This window comes from Pseudomonas sp. S49 (genome assembly GCF_009866785.1).
Taxonomy (GTDB): domain Bacteria; phylum Pseudomonadota; class Gammaproteobacteria; order Pseudomonadales; family Pseudomonadaceae; genus Aquipseudomonas.
Genome location: NZ_CP019432.1, coordinates 130,001 through 143,928, shown reverse-complemented (window position 1 = coordinate 143,928; position 13,928 = coordinate 130,001). Strand labels below are relative to the sequence as shown.

Annotated in this window: 7 protein-coding genes and 3 rRNA genes (1 of these 10 cut by a window edge); 6 read left to right on the top strand and 4 right to left on the bottom strand. The window is 57.9% G+C overall.

Annotated features, from left to right (window positions below; translation table 11 throughout):
• Both PspS49_RS00675 and PspS49_RS00670 read left to right on the top strand, forming a co-directional pair.
• A complete protein-coding gene (locus PspS49_RS00675) occupies positions 1–3,393 on the top strand; it encodes a non-ribosomal peptide synthetase (protein ID WP_160037699.1) in 3,393 nt (1,130 codons plus the stop codon).
• Positions 3,394–3,414: 21 nt separating this feature from the next.
• The gene (locus tag PspS49_RS00670; RefSeq protein ID WP_160037697.1) at positions 3,415–3,882 is read left to right on the top strand and encodes an SRPBCC family protein; all 468 of its coding nucleotides are present in this window, start codon (positions 3,415–3,417) and stop codon (positions 3,880–3,882) included.
• Positions 3,883–4,005: 123 nt separating this feature from the next.
• Here the strand turns inward: PspS49_RS00670 and PspS49_RS00665 are convergent, their stop codons facing one another.
• Positions 4,006–5,886, bottom strand: a complete 1,881-nt coding sequence (locus PspS49_RS00665; protein ID WP_122597676.1) for a methyl-accepting chemotaxis protein — start codon at positions 5,884–5,886, stop codon at positions 4,006–4,008.
• Between the two features lie 304 nt (positions 5,887–6,190).
• Between PspS49_RS00665 and PspS49_RS00660 the strand changes: the two genes are divergently transcribed.
• The 4 genes from PspS49_RS00660 to PspS49_RS00645 all read left to right on the top strand — a co-directional run bounded on the left by PspS49_RS00660 (position 6,191) and on the right by PspS49_RS00645 (position 11,541).
• Entirely contained in the window at positions 6,191–6,691 is a 501-nt protein-coding gene (locus PspS49_RS00660) for a sigma-70 family RNA polymerase sigma factor (RefSeq protein ID WP_127925355.1), read from the top strand.
• A complete protein-coding gene (locus PspS49_RS00655; protein ID WP_127925354.1) occupies positions 6,691–7,692 on the top strand; it encodes a FecR family protein in 1,002 nt (333 codons plus the stop codon). Before PspS49_RS00660 ends, PspS49_RS00655 begins: the two co-directional genes overlap by 1 nt.
• Before the next feature lie 88 nt (positions 7,693–7,780).
• Complete coding sequence (locus tag PspS49_RS00650) at positions 7,781–10,285, top strand: TonB-dependent siderophore receptor (RefSeq protein WP_160037695.1); 2,505 nt, start codon at positions 7,781–7,783, stop codon at positions 10,283–10,285.
• A gap of 77 nt (positions 10,286–10,362) precedes the next feature.
• The gene (locus PspS49_RS00645) at positions 10,363–11,541 is read left to right on the top strand and encodes a PepSY domain-containing protein (protein ID WP_160037693.1); all 1,179 of its coding nucleotides are present in this window, start codon (positions 10,363–10,365) and stop codon (positions 11,539–11,541) included.
• Between the two features lie 72 nt (positions 11,542–11,613).
• On the opposite strand, the gene rrf (PspS49_RS00640) is transcribed toward PspS49_RS00645, so the two are convergent.
• From rrf (PspS49_RS00640) to PspS49_RS00630, 3 genes are all read right to left on the bottom strand, one after another.
• A 5S ribosomal RNA gene (gene rrf / locus PspS49_RS00640) occupies positions 11,614–11,729 on the bottom strand.
• Between the two features lie 107 nt (positions 11,730–11,836).
• A 5S ribosomal RNA gene (gene rrf / locus PspS49_RS00635) occupies positions 11,837–11,952 on the bottom strand.
• Between the two features lie 149 nt (positions 11,953–12,101).
• Positions 12,102–13,928: ribosomal RNA gene (locus PspS49_RS00630) — 23S ribosomal RNA — on the bottom strand; it runs 1,067 nt beyond the window's last position.

Below are 13,928 nucleotides of genomic sequence, written 5' to 3'. Positions count from 1 at the left end.
ATGAAACGTCTCGACATTTTGCTGATTGGCGCCAGCCAGGCCATGACCGACCTGGCGCTGGAACTTGAACAACACGGTCACTCATTACAGCGCAGCGGCGTTGCGGCATCGACGGTGGATCTGATCATCGACGATGGCTTCATTGGCGCTGGTGACTTCTGCGCGATCCCGCACCTGCATCTGCGTCTGGGGGTTGGCGCGCCGAGCCTTGGCGGTTTGCCATCGCTCGATTTGCTGTGCTTCCTCGGCTCGTCACTGATCAGCCGCGTGCCGATTGCCGATGAGCCGTCCGGCAACGGTCAGGCCCTGCGGCAAAGGGTGCTGACGCAGGTGGTGGACGAAGTGGCGTTGCTGGTCAGCCGCGTCTCCCGTGATGCGGAATATCTTCAGCGGGCCGTATCTGTGCCTGCGCCGGATTTCGAGCGGATGGAAAACCTGCTGTTTCTCGACAGCCTGACGTACGTCCATCGCCTCAATGAGACGGCCAATCCGGCGCTGCTGAAGCAGGCGCAGCTCCCAGTGATCGAGCGCCTGCAACAGAGCCTGATCCGGCATGCCGAACGACCGGCGCTGCACCTCGCCGAACAGTCGATCAGCTATCGGCAATTGCACGCCCACAGTCGCGCGATCCAGCAGCGTTTGCAGCCCTTGCTCGAGCAACATCCGCAACCGTGGGTGGTGGGCGTCTGCCTGCAGAAAAGCCCGGCGCTGTTCGCCTCGATTCTGGCAATCCTCGGCAGCGGCGCGGTTTACTTGCCGCTGGAGCCGAGCCATCCATTGCAGCGCCAGCAATACATTTTGCAAAACGCCGGTGCAGTGCTGTTGCTGCATGATGGCGTGCATCCACTGAGCGCAACAATGGCGGGGCTGGATGTCAGTTGTATCGACAGCGCCGAGGCAGATCTCAGCCACCCGCTGATGCGCCGCCACCCTGAACTCGACGCACCGTGCATGGCGCTCTATACCTCGGGCACCACCGGGCATCCGAAGGGTGTTTTGCTCAGTCAGGCCAATCTTGCGCACTTCACCGTGTGGTATGCCGATTACGTGCAGTTGCAGGCAGAAAGTCGGGTCTTGCAGTTCTCATCGCTGAGCTTCGACTCATCACTGATCGACATCTTCCCGACCCTGCTCGAAGGCGCCGAACTGGTGGTGCCCGACGACACGCAACGGCGCGATCCGCTACAACTGGTCGCGCTGATCCGCCGCCGGCAACTGACCCACGCATTCCTGCCGCCAGCGCTGTTGAGCATCCTGCCGCTGGAGCAGTTGGAGGGTGTGCAAGTGATGACCGGCGGCGATGTCTGCGAGCCATTCGTCATCGAGCAACTGACCCGTCAGGGCACGCTGCACAACCTTTACGGACCGACCGAAGCCACGGTGCTGATCACCGCACGCCTGCTCAAACCCGGCGACAGCAACCGCAGCCTCGGTGCGCCGATCGCCAACAGCCAGGTGCTGATTCTCGATGATGATTTGCAACCGGTGCCGGAGCACACCGTCGGCGAATTGTTCATCGTCGGCCCCGGCGTCTGCCTCGGTTATCTGAACAATCCACAGCAGACCGCCGAGCGTTATCTGACCTTGAATCTGCCGGACGGGCAGACGCTGCGCGCCTACCGCAGCGGCGACATGGCCAAGTGGGGCGAGCACGGTATCGAGCTGTGCGGACGGCGCGACAATCAAGTGAAGATCCGTGGTTTTCGGGTCGAGCCGGAAGAGATCGAACGCTGCCTGCGCGAGAGCCAGTTGTACCGGCAAATCGCAGTAGTAATCGACACTCAGCGTCGGATTCTGGCGTTCCTCGCCCAGCCGCAATCGGACACCGCGCGCGAAGCACTGAAGGCCCACGCGCGCCAGTTTCTGCCCGACTACATGCAACCCGTGGCGTGGACTGAGCTGTCGAGCATGCCGTTCGCCAGCAACGGCAAGGTCGACCGTAAAACGCTGCTGGACCTGCCGGTAAGCGTGCAGGGCAGCGGGCCGAAATGCCTGCCGGCGAATGCTGATGAAGCACTGCTGCTGGAGATCTGGGCGGAGTTGCTGGAGCTGCCGAACAGCGATATTTCCACCGATGAAAGTTTCTTCAATCTGGGTGGTCACTCGATTTTGCTGTCGCGGATGTTGCTGCGTTTGCGTGAGGAATTCGGTCGCAGCATTTCGATCAATCGCTTCATCGAACTGCCGACCATCATCAAACTCGCAACGCTGGTGCGCGGCACCGATGACAGCGCGGTGCTCAGCGCCCAGGCCATGGCCGACGCCGAGCGTGCACTGCAAATCGAACCGCTGCCGATCAGCCGCATGGGCGATGTGCACAAGGTCATCGTCACCGGCGCCAACAGCTTTGTCGGCGTGCACATCGTCGAGGCACTGCTCGGTTGGGGCGCCAGCGAGGTGGCGTGTCTGGTGCGTGATGGCGACGGGAAAACAGCGGCGCAGCGCTTTGCCGATTCGCTGCGGGAAAACCGTCTGGAACATCTGGATCTGAGTCGTGTGCGGGTTTACGCGGCAGATATTTCGCGCCCGCAACTGGGCCTGAACGACGAAGATTATCAGCGCCTCGATCGCGAGTTCGGTGCGCTGGTGCACAACGCTGCCAACGTTAATCACGTACTCGATTACGAGTCACTGGCAGCGGACAACGTCGAGCCGGTTTTCGCCCTGCTGCGCCTGTGCGAAGGGCAGAGCAAAAAGGTCTTCAATTTTGTCTCGACGCTGTCGGCTTCAAGCACGGTCGATGATGCGGGACGGGTGCTGGAACTGCCCGCCGCGCTGACGCCACCGATCTACATTCGCAACGGCTACAACCTGTCGAAATGGGTCGGCGAGCGCATCCTCGAACGGGCGCGGGAACGCGGCGTACGGGTCAATCTGTATCGTCCCGGCAATATCAGTTTCAACAGCCTGAGCGGTGTTTGTCAGCCGCACAAAAACCGTTTGATGCTGATGCTCAAGGGCTCGATCCAGCTCGGTCAGGTGCCGGCCTTCGCGCTGAACTTCGACCTGATGCCGGTGGACTTTCTCGCCCGTTTCATCGCCTTCCACGCCAGCCGTTATTCACCCGAGCGGGCGGTGTTCAACCTGCACAACCCCGAGCCGCTGAGCTGGGACGCCTACGTCGCTTCGTTCCGTGAAACCGGCAGCGAATTCGCGCTGGTCAGCGTCGCCGACTGGCAACAGCAATTGGCTCGGGTCGACGCCGATAACGCGCTGTTCGGCGTGCTCGGTTTCTACCTCAACGGCTTTGAAGAAGACATCGGCGACATCTCCCTGATCGGCCACGCCAACGCTGAAGCCGGCGTCCAGCAGATGGGCGCGCATTACCCGCAGAAATCCCCGGCGCTGCTGCGTCGTGGCTGCGACTACCTGAAAGAAATCAACTTCATCTGATCCAACAAAAGGAGCAACACCATGAGCACTCTGCAACCCGATACCCTGATCAAAAACCCGCACGGCTGCCACGTTGTCTCTTCGGTAGAAGTGCCGGCGGACGCCGCGCAAGTCTGGGCGCTGGTCGGCAGCTTCGGCGGTTTCGACCGTTTCATTCCGGCGCTGTCGCACATCGAAACAATCGGCGAAGGCGTGTCCTCGCTGCGCAAGAAATGCTTCAAGGATGGCAACGTGGTGGTCGAGCAACTCAACTCCCGCGATGAGCACGCGCGGAGCATGACCTGGACAACGATTTACAACACCTTGGGGGTGGCGAATCTGTGGGCGGCGATGAATGTGGAAGCGCTGGGCGCAGACAAGTCTCGCGCGACGTGGACGATCATTGCCGAGCCGGCCTCGGGCGGCGAAGAGGCGCTGCCGGGGTTCAAGGATTTTGTGCAGGGGTTTGCGGATGATGCGATGGGGAATGTGCTGAGGCTGTTTGTTTAAGGCTTCGGCTTTGCGGTGAATGCACCACCGCTTTCGCGAGCAGGCTCGCTCCCACAGGGAAATGCATTCCAAATGTGGGAGCGAGCCTGCTCGCGAAGAACGATAACGCGGTCTGACTTGAGGTCAGATCTTGAAGCTGTCGACCAATTGCTTCAGGCGGTTGGCCTGCTGCGACAACGCATCACAATCCTTCAATGTTTCATTGAGGTTGGCCACGCTCTGCTGGTTCAGCAGGTTGATCTGGTTAACGTCGACGTTGAGAGTTTCCACCACGGCGGTCTGCTCTTCAGTGGCCGCTGCCACCGACTGGTTCATACCGTCGATTTCGCCGATGCGCTGGGTCACGCTGACCAGACGCAAACCGGCCTGGTTGGCCACTTCCACGCTCTGCTCGCTGGAGGCCTGACTGGCATTCATCGTGGTCACCGCTTCACGCGAACCGACCTGCAAGGAAGTGATCATCTTGTGGATCTCTTCCGCCGATTCCTGGGTGCGATGGGCGAGGTTACGCACCTCATCCGCCACCACGGCAAAACCACGTCCGGCTTCACCGGCACGCGCTGCTTCGATCGCGGCGTTGAGCGCCAACAGGTTGGTCTGCTGCGAAATGCCTTTGATCACATCGAGGATGTGGCCGATGTTGTCGGTGCTGGCGTTCAGGGTTTCGATCTGCGTGCACGACAGGCTGATCTTCTGCGACAGTTCAGTCATCGCCAGAATCGTCTGCTCGACCACCTGACGACCGTCATCGGCCTGCTCGCTGGCGCCGCTGGCGTGCTGCGAAGCATCGGCGGCGTTGCGCGCAATTTCCTGAGTAGCAGCGCCCAGTTCGTTGATCGCCGCAGCGACGCTGTTGGTGCGTGCACTTTGCTCGTCAGAGCCGACGATCGAGGCATTGGACGAAGCCATCACCCGTTGCGACAGGTCATGCACATGGCGAGTCGCCGAGGAGACTTCGGAAATCGACGCGTGAATCCGCTCAACGAACTGGTTGAACGCGCTGCCCAATTCACCGAACTCGTCTTTGCTTTCCACAACCAGACGGCGAGTCAGGTCGCCTTCACCCTGAGCAATGTCCTGCATCGCGCGGCCCATGGTGGTCAGCGGACGCATCAACACGTTGATCAACAGGCTCAGCAGCAGTGCAATGGCGGCCACCGCAACGAACATCGCGATCAGTGCCGAAGTACGGAATTGGCTGAGTGCGGCATAGGCTTTATCACGATCAATCGACAGACCGATGTACCACTGCGCATTCGGCAGATCGCTGACCGGGGTGAACGACAGAATGCGTTCCTGGCCGTTGAGCACCACGTTCTGGTTGCCCTTCTCGATGCGCACGCTGGTGTTCGGGTAGATGTCTTTCAGGTTCTTCATGACCTGGTCTTTGTCCGGGCTGACGATCACCTGACCGTCGGCGCTGACCAGAAACGCATGGCCAAGGCCACCGAAGTCCACCGAGTTGATGATCTTCACCAGGGTTTCCAGGCTCAGGTCACCACCGACCACGCCGAGCAGCTCGCCGTTCTTTTTCACCGGCATGGCGATGGTCACTACCAGGCCACCGACAGCGGCCATGTACGGCGGCGTCAGCATGGTTTTGTCAGCCACAACGGCTTGCTTGTACCAAGGGCGCTGACGCGGGTCGTAGCCGTCCGGCATCTTCGCGTCAGGGCGCTGGGTGAACACACCGTTGGCCTGACCGACGTAGGTGAACTGGAAATTCGAAGTGAAGGCCGGTTGATCGACCAGACCCGGGAAGTCGGCGTCCTTGCCCTGATGGGCAACGTTCTGCGCGAGGTTTTCCAGCACCAGAATCCGCCCGCTCATCCAGTTCTGCACGCTGCTGGCGGTCAGATCACCGGCCTGCTGCACGGAGGACTGAAGGTTCTGACGAATGGTGTTTCGCTGCAGATAGTCGTTGTAGAGGGTGAACAGCGCGAACGCCAGGACCACGACGCCCGAGGCGGCCAACAGGATTTTATGGCTGAACTTGAGATTCATTTCATGGGACTTCTTATGCCAAAAGTGGGGATGCGTTCCGGATGCAACATTCCATGTACAGCGCAGGCAGCGTTCTTCTGGCCGCTCTACTTTGGTGCACGCATGTCTCACCAGTCTGTCGGCACGTGTCGGAGAAATCTTAGGGCTGAGTGGGAAATGGATGGCATTTCTGCCGGATTCCCGCCGAACGGCGTGCCAGAGCGTTCTGCCCGATGTTTTTCAGTGCTGATGTTCGGGTGACAGTTGCAAATTTCGTAACCCTTGATGACAATGCGAGTAATTATCATTTGTGACGTTCGCGTTCATGTCCTCACCCGAGTTTGCAGTACAGACGCTTTACAGTAGTCATCACGGCTGGCTTAACGCGTGGTTGCGCGCCCGTTTGGGCAACGCGGCGGATGCGGCGGATCTGGCCCAGGATACTTTCGTACGCCTGTTGCAACGCACCGAACGCCTCGAACTCAAAGCACCTCGCGCCTTTCTGCGCACCATCGCGCGTGGTCTGGTGATTGATCATTGGCGTCGCGAGGAAATCGAACGCGCCTATCTGGAAACCATCGCGCATCTACCCGAAGCCGAAACGCCAAGCGCCGAAGCCCGCGCACTGGTGATCGAATTGCTGGAAAGCATCGCGCGGATGCTTGAAGGACTGAAGCCGAAAGTGCGTCAGGCGTTTCTGCTGGCGCAGTGCGAAGGTTTGACCCACAAGCAGATCGCCGAACAGATGGGCCTGTCGTTGCGCTCGGTCGAACGTTACATCGCCGGCGCGCTGTATCACTGCTACGTGCTGCGGTACGAAAACTGATGCCTGTGGATAATCTTTCTCTTGGCCGTCGCACCGAGCCGCAGCAACAGGTGGTCAAACAGGCCATTCACTGGCTGTTGCGCCTGCGCAACAATCATGGCAATCCGCGCCTGAACCGCCAGTGTGAACAGTGGCGCGCCGAACATCATGAGCATGAACTGGCCTGGCAACGGGTGCAGTCGCTGCAAGCCGAATTGAGCAATAACCTGCGCGCGGTGCCTGGTGCGCAAGTGGCGTTCAACACTCTGGAAAACAGTGCTCAGGGTTTGGGCCGGCGACAGGCCTTGAAGTTGTTGTCTGGCGCATTGCTGATGGGCTCCGCTGCATGGCTGGCCAAGGACACTGCCGCTTGGCAGCAATGGAGCGCCGATTACGCTACAGCGACGGGCGAGCGGCGCGGCTTCCAGTTGCCGGATGGCACGCGGATCGAACTCAACACCGCGAGTGCAGTGGATCTGGATTACACCGCGCAGCGGCGGCTGATCAAACTGACGCGCGGCGAGATCATCGTCACCTGTGGCGGCGCTGATCAGGGGGCGTCGTCTGATCGACCGCTGCGGATACAAAACCGTCACGGCACTTACGAACCTTTCGACGCCCGATTCATCCTGCGTCAGGAACATGATTGCACTCTGCTCAGCGTCACCCATGGTCAGGTTGCGATCCGTTCCGGCAGCACTTCGGTACAGGCACTGGCGGGGCAAAGTTATCTGATCGATCACCATAGGGTTCGCCCGGCGCCGCCGCTGGCTATGGATGCCGGCGCCTGGGTCGACGGCTTGATCGTCACGCGCAACATGCGTCTGGGCGACTTTATGGCTGAAGTCGGGCGTTATCGTCAGGGCTTTCTGAACTGCGCGGCGGAGGTGGCAGATCTGCGCTTGTCCGGGGTATTCCGCCTGGAAGACACCGACAAGCTGTTGGCCATCCTGCCGCAGACGTTGCCAGTGCAATTGCGCTATCGCACGCGCTGGTGGGTGACGCTGGAGCGCGTCGCCTGAAATTATTTTGGCGGGTTTTTGCTGCAGGTCCGGCTTAGTCAGTAAGCACTTCAATTCAAGCGTTTGCGACTTCCTACGGAAACCTACAATGACTGTCCGCGCCACCTGTAAGAACACTCTGAATTTAACTGCCGAATCGGGCCTGCTGCGCCACGCCGTTCGGGCAGCGCTTTTTTCCACGGCGCTGGGCGTTAGTGTGATGCCCGGTTTGAGCATGGCGGATAATCCGGCGGCCAGTGAAGTCAGCCATCGCTACAACATTGCCGCGGGTCCGCTGGGAGAGTCGCTGAATCAGTTTGCCCGTCAGGCCGGCATCACGTTGTCGATGACCCCGCAGCAAACTCAAGGCCGGCAATCGCCAGGCGTTCAGGGCGATTATTCGACCGATCAGGCGCTGAGCCATTTGCTCGGCAGCTCCGGCCTGGAAGCGGTCAGCCAGGACGGCAGCAGTTACATCCTGCGTCCGCTCGCTGAATCCGAAGTACTGGCCCTGCCAACCACCGATATCAAAGGTTTCGCCCTCGGTAACGCATTGGGCAGTATGGACGGCTACAACGCCACTCACAGCCAGATCGCCACCAAGACCAGTACTGCGCTACTGGAAACCTCGCAAAGTGTGTCCGTGGTCACTCGCGAGCAAATGGATGACCAGGGCTCGCAGACTGTCTCGCAGACAATGCGCTACACCCCAGGCGTGCTGACCAACCCGTACGGCGCGACTCACCGCTATGACTATGTGGCGATGCGCGGTTTCAACGACGGCTCGGTGGACAACATCTACCTCGACGGCCTCAAGTCGATGGGCGACAGCGGCACTTACAGCACCATGCAGGTCGATCCGTATTTCCTTGAGCGCGTGGACATTCTCAAGGGACCATCGTCGGTGCTGTACGGTCGCAGTTCGCCAGGCGGACTGGTGGCGCTGACCAGCAAAAAACCGCTGTACGAGGCTTACCATCAGGTGCAAGCCACGGTGGGCACTCAGGGCCAGCGCGGGGTCGGCTTTGACTTCAGTGGCCCGGTCGATGACGACAAGCGCATTGCCTATCGTCTGATTGGCTTAACGGATCAGTCCGACACGCAGTTCGACCACAACAAGGAAAAGCGCTTCGCCCTCGCACCGACCCTCAGTATCGATTTCAGTGAAGACACTTCACTGACGCTGCAGGCTTATCTGCAACACGATCCGGATGGCGGTTACCACGGTGGCGTACCGGCGGACGGCACAATTGATCAGCGCAACGGCAACCGCATCTCGCCGCACTTCTTCGAAGGCGAGCCGGGCGTCGATGGCTATTCGCGTGATCAGCAATCGTTCGGTTATCAGTTTGAACATCGCTTCAACGATGTCTTCACCGCAAGGCAGAATTTCCGTTACCTCGATTCCAAAGTAAACATGGATCAGGTCTACGCGTATGGCTGGACCTCGCCGACCAGCAACGAGTTGAACCGCTATTACACTGGCGGTGATGAGCGCCTGCATGCGTTCATCGTCGACAACATGCTCCAGGCCGAATTTTTTACTGGTGCGACCAAACACACGGTGCTGATGGGCGCGGATTATCAGCGGCGTAAAACCGTGGTCGACTGGACCAGTGGCGGACTCGCGCCGATCAACGCGTTCAATCCGGTGTATGGCAACTCGGCGATCGACATGTATGGCGAGACCAGCTACCTGCGGCGCCTGGAGCAGACCGGGGTTTACCTGCAAGACCTGATCGAGATGGACAAGTGGCGTTTCTCGCTGGGTCTGCGCCAGGACTGGGTCGAGACGTCGGATGAAAACCGTATCGCTGAAGCCGGACGTCCGGTCGGCACGGAAATCAATGACCGACGCACCAAACTCACTGGCCGGGCCGGTGCGTTGTACCTGTTCGATAACGGCTTGGCGCCGTACATCAGCTACTCCGAATCGTTTAACCCGAACTCCTATGCCGACAGCGCCGGTAATCCGTTGGCACCTACCGATGGCACGCAGTGGGAAGTCGGTTTGAAGTACCAACCGCCGGGCACTGACAACCTGTTCACCGCGTCGCTGTTCCGCATCGATCAGGAGAACCTGGCGACCAAGCTGCCGCAGGAAAACTTCTATCGTGCGGTCGGTGCTGTGCGCTCCCAAGGTCTGGAACTGGAAGCGCACATGCAGTTGACCGATAACCTCAAAGTCCTCGGCAGCTACACCTTCACCGATATCGAATACTCGAAGTCGATGGTCAGTACGTTGAGCACGCCAACCGACGTGATCGAAAACAAAGGCAACTCACCAACGCAGGCGCCGCGGCATATGGCGTCGTTATGGGCGGACTACAAATTCGACAGTGCCGCACTCGATGGCCTGCGCCTGGGCGGCGGTGTGCGGTATGTCGGCTATAGCTGGGCGGATGCGGAGAACACCATGAAGGTGCCCTCCTACACGTTGTTTGATGCCTCGATTGGTTATGACTTGGGCAAGGTCGGTCTGAAGGGCGTCGACGTCCGTCTGAATGCGAACAATCTGACCAACGAATCCTACGTCGCCTCCTGCGCCAGTCTGAACTTCTGCTACATGGGCGAAGAGCGCAACGTGGCGGCGACGGTCAGCTACCAGTTCTAGGCCTTTGTCCTGTGCATAAAAAAGCCAGCCCCTGATGTTTCAGGGGCTGGCTTTGTCGTTTCTGTGGGGAAATTCTCATGCGTGCGTTTTTGGTGTTGTTGCACCGTTATATCGGCTTGGCCACGGCAGTGTTTTTGCTGCTGGCAGGTATTACCGGGAGCATTCTGGCGTTCAATCATGAATTGGATGAATGGTTGAACCCGGAATTTTATGCGGCGTCTGCCGTAGGCGAGCGGCTGCCACCCGGTGATTTGGTTGATGCCGTGCAGGCTGCGCATCCGCGGTTGCAGGTCTGGTACATGGAGTATCCGAATGAGCCGGGGCATACGGCGTTGCTCGCTGCGGTCGCGCGTAATGATCCGGCGACCGGCAAACCATTTGCTGAGCGTAATCAGGTGTTCTATCTGGATCCGGTAAATGCTGAGCAAAAGGGCCAGCGCTACTGGGGTGAGTGCTGTTTTCAGCGGGAGAATTTTGTCCCGTTCATTCTCGAGTTTCATTACAACCTGACGCTGCCGGGGAACTGGGGATTGTTGTTGATGGGCTTGGTTGCGATTGCCTGGGTGATCGATTGTTTCATTGCGCTTTGGCTGACATTGCCGCGTGGAAAGCCGTTCTGGAAGAAGTGGTCAACTGCCTGGAAAGTGAAGGGCGGCCATGCCTATCGGCTGAATTTCGACCTGCATCGCGCCGGGGGTTTATGGCTATGGTTGTTGCTGCTGCCGATCGCGGTCAGCAGCGTCGCCATGAACTTGCCGAGTCAGGTATTCAAACCAGCGGTTTCGTTGTTTTCGCCGATTGAACCGAGCGTCTATGAGGCACGAGGACGAATGCCTCCCGCAGACTTGGGGGTGACGCGATTGAGTTATCAACAGGCATACGAGAGGGCATTACAGGAGGGGAAAAGGCTAGGGCTGACAGCGGCGATCGGAGAGTTGTATTACAGCTTTGAATACAACTTTTACGGCGCAGGATTTGGACAACACGACACAGAAGCTCATGGCAAATCCTGGTTGTTCTTTCATGGTACGGACGGGCGCTTGTTAGGCCAGGAGATTGCAGGGCAGGGAACGTTGGGAGAGCAGTTTTATCGGCTGCAATTGCCGATACATGGTGGGCGGATCATTGGCGTTACAGGGCAAGTCATGATCGCGGTGTTAGGTCTGTTGATTGCAGGGTTGTCAGGGACTGGCGTCTACATCTGGTGGCGTAAATGGCAGGCTCGACGTATCAGCAAGGCACGCAAAGCGGTTTGATCGCTGATGTTGCCTGGCCCTGAAATGACAAAACCCCTGTCTGCGTAAGCAGACAGGGGTTTCGGAATTCAATCTTGACGATGACCTACTCTCACATGGGGAAACCCCACACTACCATCGGCGATGCATCGTTTCACTGCTGAGTTCGGGATGGGATCAGGTGGTTCCAACGCTCTATGGTCGTCAAGAAATTCTGTATCTGGCCCGTCAACACGGTAACAAGCCAGCAAAAACGGATGTTTCTACTAAAACAAAACCCCTGACTGCGTTAGCAGACAGGGGTTTTGGAATTTAATCTTGACGATGACCTACTCTCACATGGGGAAACCCCACACTACCATCGGCGATGCATCGTTTCACTGCTGAGTTCGGGATGGGATCAGGTGGTTCCAACGCTCTATGGTCGTCAAGAAATTCGGGTACTGAGTCGTGGCCTTGCGGCCTCGCTTCAGCAAATTGGGTATGTGACAGCTAGGTGTTTTGTGAACATCGAACTTTCGGTTCGTTTCGTCTTCACACACCGCAATCTGGCCTTTCGACGCAAATTGCTTGGGTGTTATATGGTCAAGCCTCACGGGCAATTAGTATTGGTTAGCTCAACGCCTCACAGCGCTTACACACCCAACCTATCAACGTCGTAGTCTTCGACGGCCCTTCAGGGAACTCAAGGTTCCAGTGAGATCTCATCTTGAGGCAAGTTTCCCGCTTAGATGCTTTCAGCGGTTATCTTTCCCGAACATAGCTACCCGGCAATGCCACTGGCGTGACAACCGGAACACCAGAGGTTCGTCCACTCCGGTCCTCTCGTACTAGGAGCAGCCCCTCTCAAATCTCAAACGTCCACGGCAGATAGGGACCGAACTGTCTCACGACGTTCTAAACCCAGCTCGCGTACCACTTTAAATGGCGAACAGCCATACCCTTGGGACCGGCTTCAGCCCCAGGATGTGATGAGCCGACATCGAGGTGCCAAACACCGCCGTCGATATGAACTCTTGGGCGGTATCAGCCTGTTATCCCCGGAGTACCTTTTATCCGTTGAGCGATGGCCCTTCCATACAGAACCACCGGATCACTAAGACCTACTTTCGTACCTGCTCGACGTGTCTGTCTCGCAGTCAAGCGCGCTTTTGCCTTTATACTCTACGACCGATTTCCGACCGGTCTGAGCGCACCTTCGTACTCCTCCGTTACTCTTTAGGAGGAGACCGCCCCAGTCAAACTACCCACCATACACTGTCCTCGATCCGGATAACGGACCTGAGTTAGAACCTCAAAGTTGCCAGGGTGGTATTTCAAGGATGGCTCCACGCGAACTGGCGTCCACGCTTCAAAGCCTCCCACCTATCCTACACAAGCAAATTCAAAGTCCAGTGCAAAGCTATAGTAAAGGTTCACGGGGTCTTTCCGTCTAGCCGCGGATACACTGCATCTTCACAGCGATTTCAATTTCACTGAGTCTCGGGTGGAGACAGCGCCGCCATCGTTACGCCATTCGTGCAGGTCGGAACTTACCCGACAAGGAATTTCGCTACCTTAGGACCGTTATAGTTACGGCCGCCGTTTACCGGGGCTTCGATCAAGAGCTTCGCGTTAGCTAACCCCATCAATTAACCTTCCGGCACCGGGCAGGCGTCACACCCTATACGTCCACTTTCGTGTTTGCAGAGTGCTGTGTTTTTAATAAACAGTCGCAGCGGCCTGGTATCTTCGACCGGCATGAGCTTACGGAGCAAGTCCTTCACCCTCACCGGCGCACCTTCTCCCGAAGTTACGGTGCCATTTTGCCTAGTTCCTTCACCCGAGTTCTCTCAAGCGCCTTGGTATTCTCTACCCAACCACCTGTGTCGGTTTGGGGTACGGTTCCTGGTTACCTGAAGCTTAGAAGCTTTTCTTGGAAGCATGGCATCAACCACTTCGTGTTCTAAAAGAACACTCGTCATCAGCTCTCGGCCTTAAGATCCCGGATTTACCTAAGATCTCAGCCTACCACCTTAAACTTGGACAACCAACGCCAAGCTGGCCTAGCCTTCTCCGTCCCTCCATCGCAATAACCAGAAGTACAGGAATATTAACCTGTTTTCCATCGACTACGCTTTTCAGCCTCGCCTTAGGGACCGACTAACCCTGCGTCGATTAACGTTGCGCAGGAAACCTTGGTCTTTCGGCGTGGGTGTTTTTCACACCCATTGTCGTTACTCATGTCAGCATTCGCACTTCTGATACCTCCAGCAAGCTTCTCAACTCACCTTCACAGGCTTACAGAACGCTCCTCTACCGCATCACCCGAAGGTGATACCCGTAGCTTCGGTGTATGGTTTGAGCCCCGTTACATCTTCCGCGCAGGCCGACTCGACTAGTGAGCTATTACGCTTTCTTTAAAGGGT

What these genes read in the sequence shown, in the direction of transcription:
- PspS49_RS00650 (WP_160037695.1), top strand. Translation starts at nt 7,781, where the DNA reads ATGACTGTCCGCGCCACCTGTAAGAACACTCTGAATTTAACTGCCGAA.
- PspS49_RS00660 (WP_127925355.1), top strand. Translation starts at nt 6,191, where the DNA reads ATGTCCTCACCCGAGTTTGCAGTACAGACGCTTTACAGTAGTCATCAC.
- PspS49_RS00655 (WP_127925354.1), top strand. Translation starts at nt 6,691, where the DNA reads ATGCCTGTGGATAATCTTTCTCTTGGCCGTCGCACCGAGCCGCAGCAA.
- PspS49_RS00665 (WP_122597676.1), bottom strand. Translation starts at nt 5,886, where the DNA reads ATGAATCTCAAGTTCAGCCATAAAATCCTGTTGGCCGCCTCGGGCGTC.
- PspS49_RS00675 (WP_160037699.1), top strand. Translation starts at nt 1, where the DNA reads ATGAAACGTCTCGACATTTTGCTGATTGGCGCCAGCCAGGCCATGACC.
- PspS49_RS00670 (WP_160037697.1), top strand. Translation starts at nt 3,415, where the DNA reads ATGAGCACTCTGCAACCCGATACCCTGATCAAAAACCCGCACGGCTGC.
- PspS49_RS00645 (WP_160037693.1), top strand. Translation starts at nt 10,363, where the DNA reads ATGCGTGCGTTTTTGGTGTTGTTGCACCGTTATATCGGCTTGGCCACG.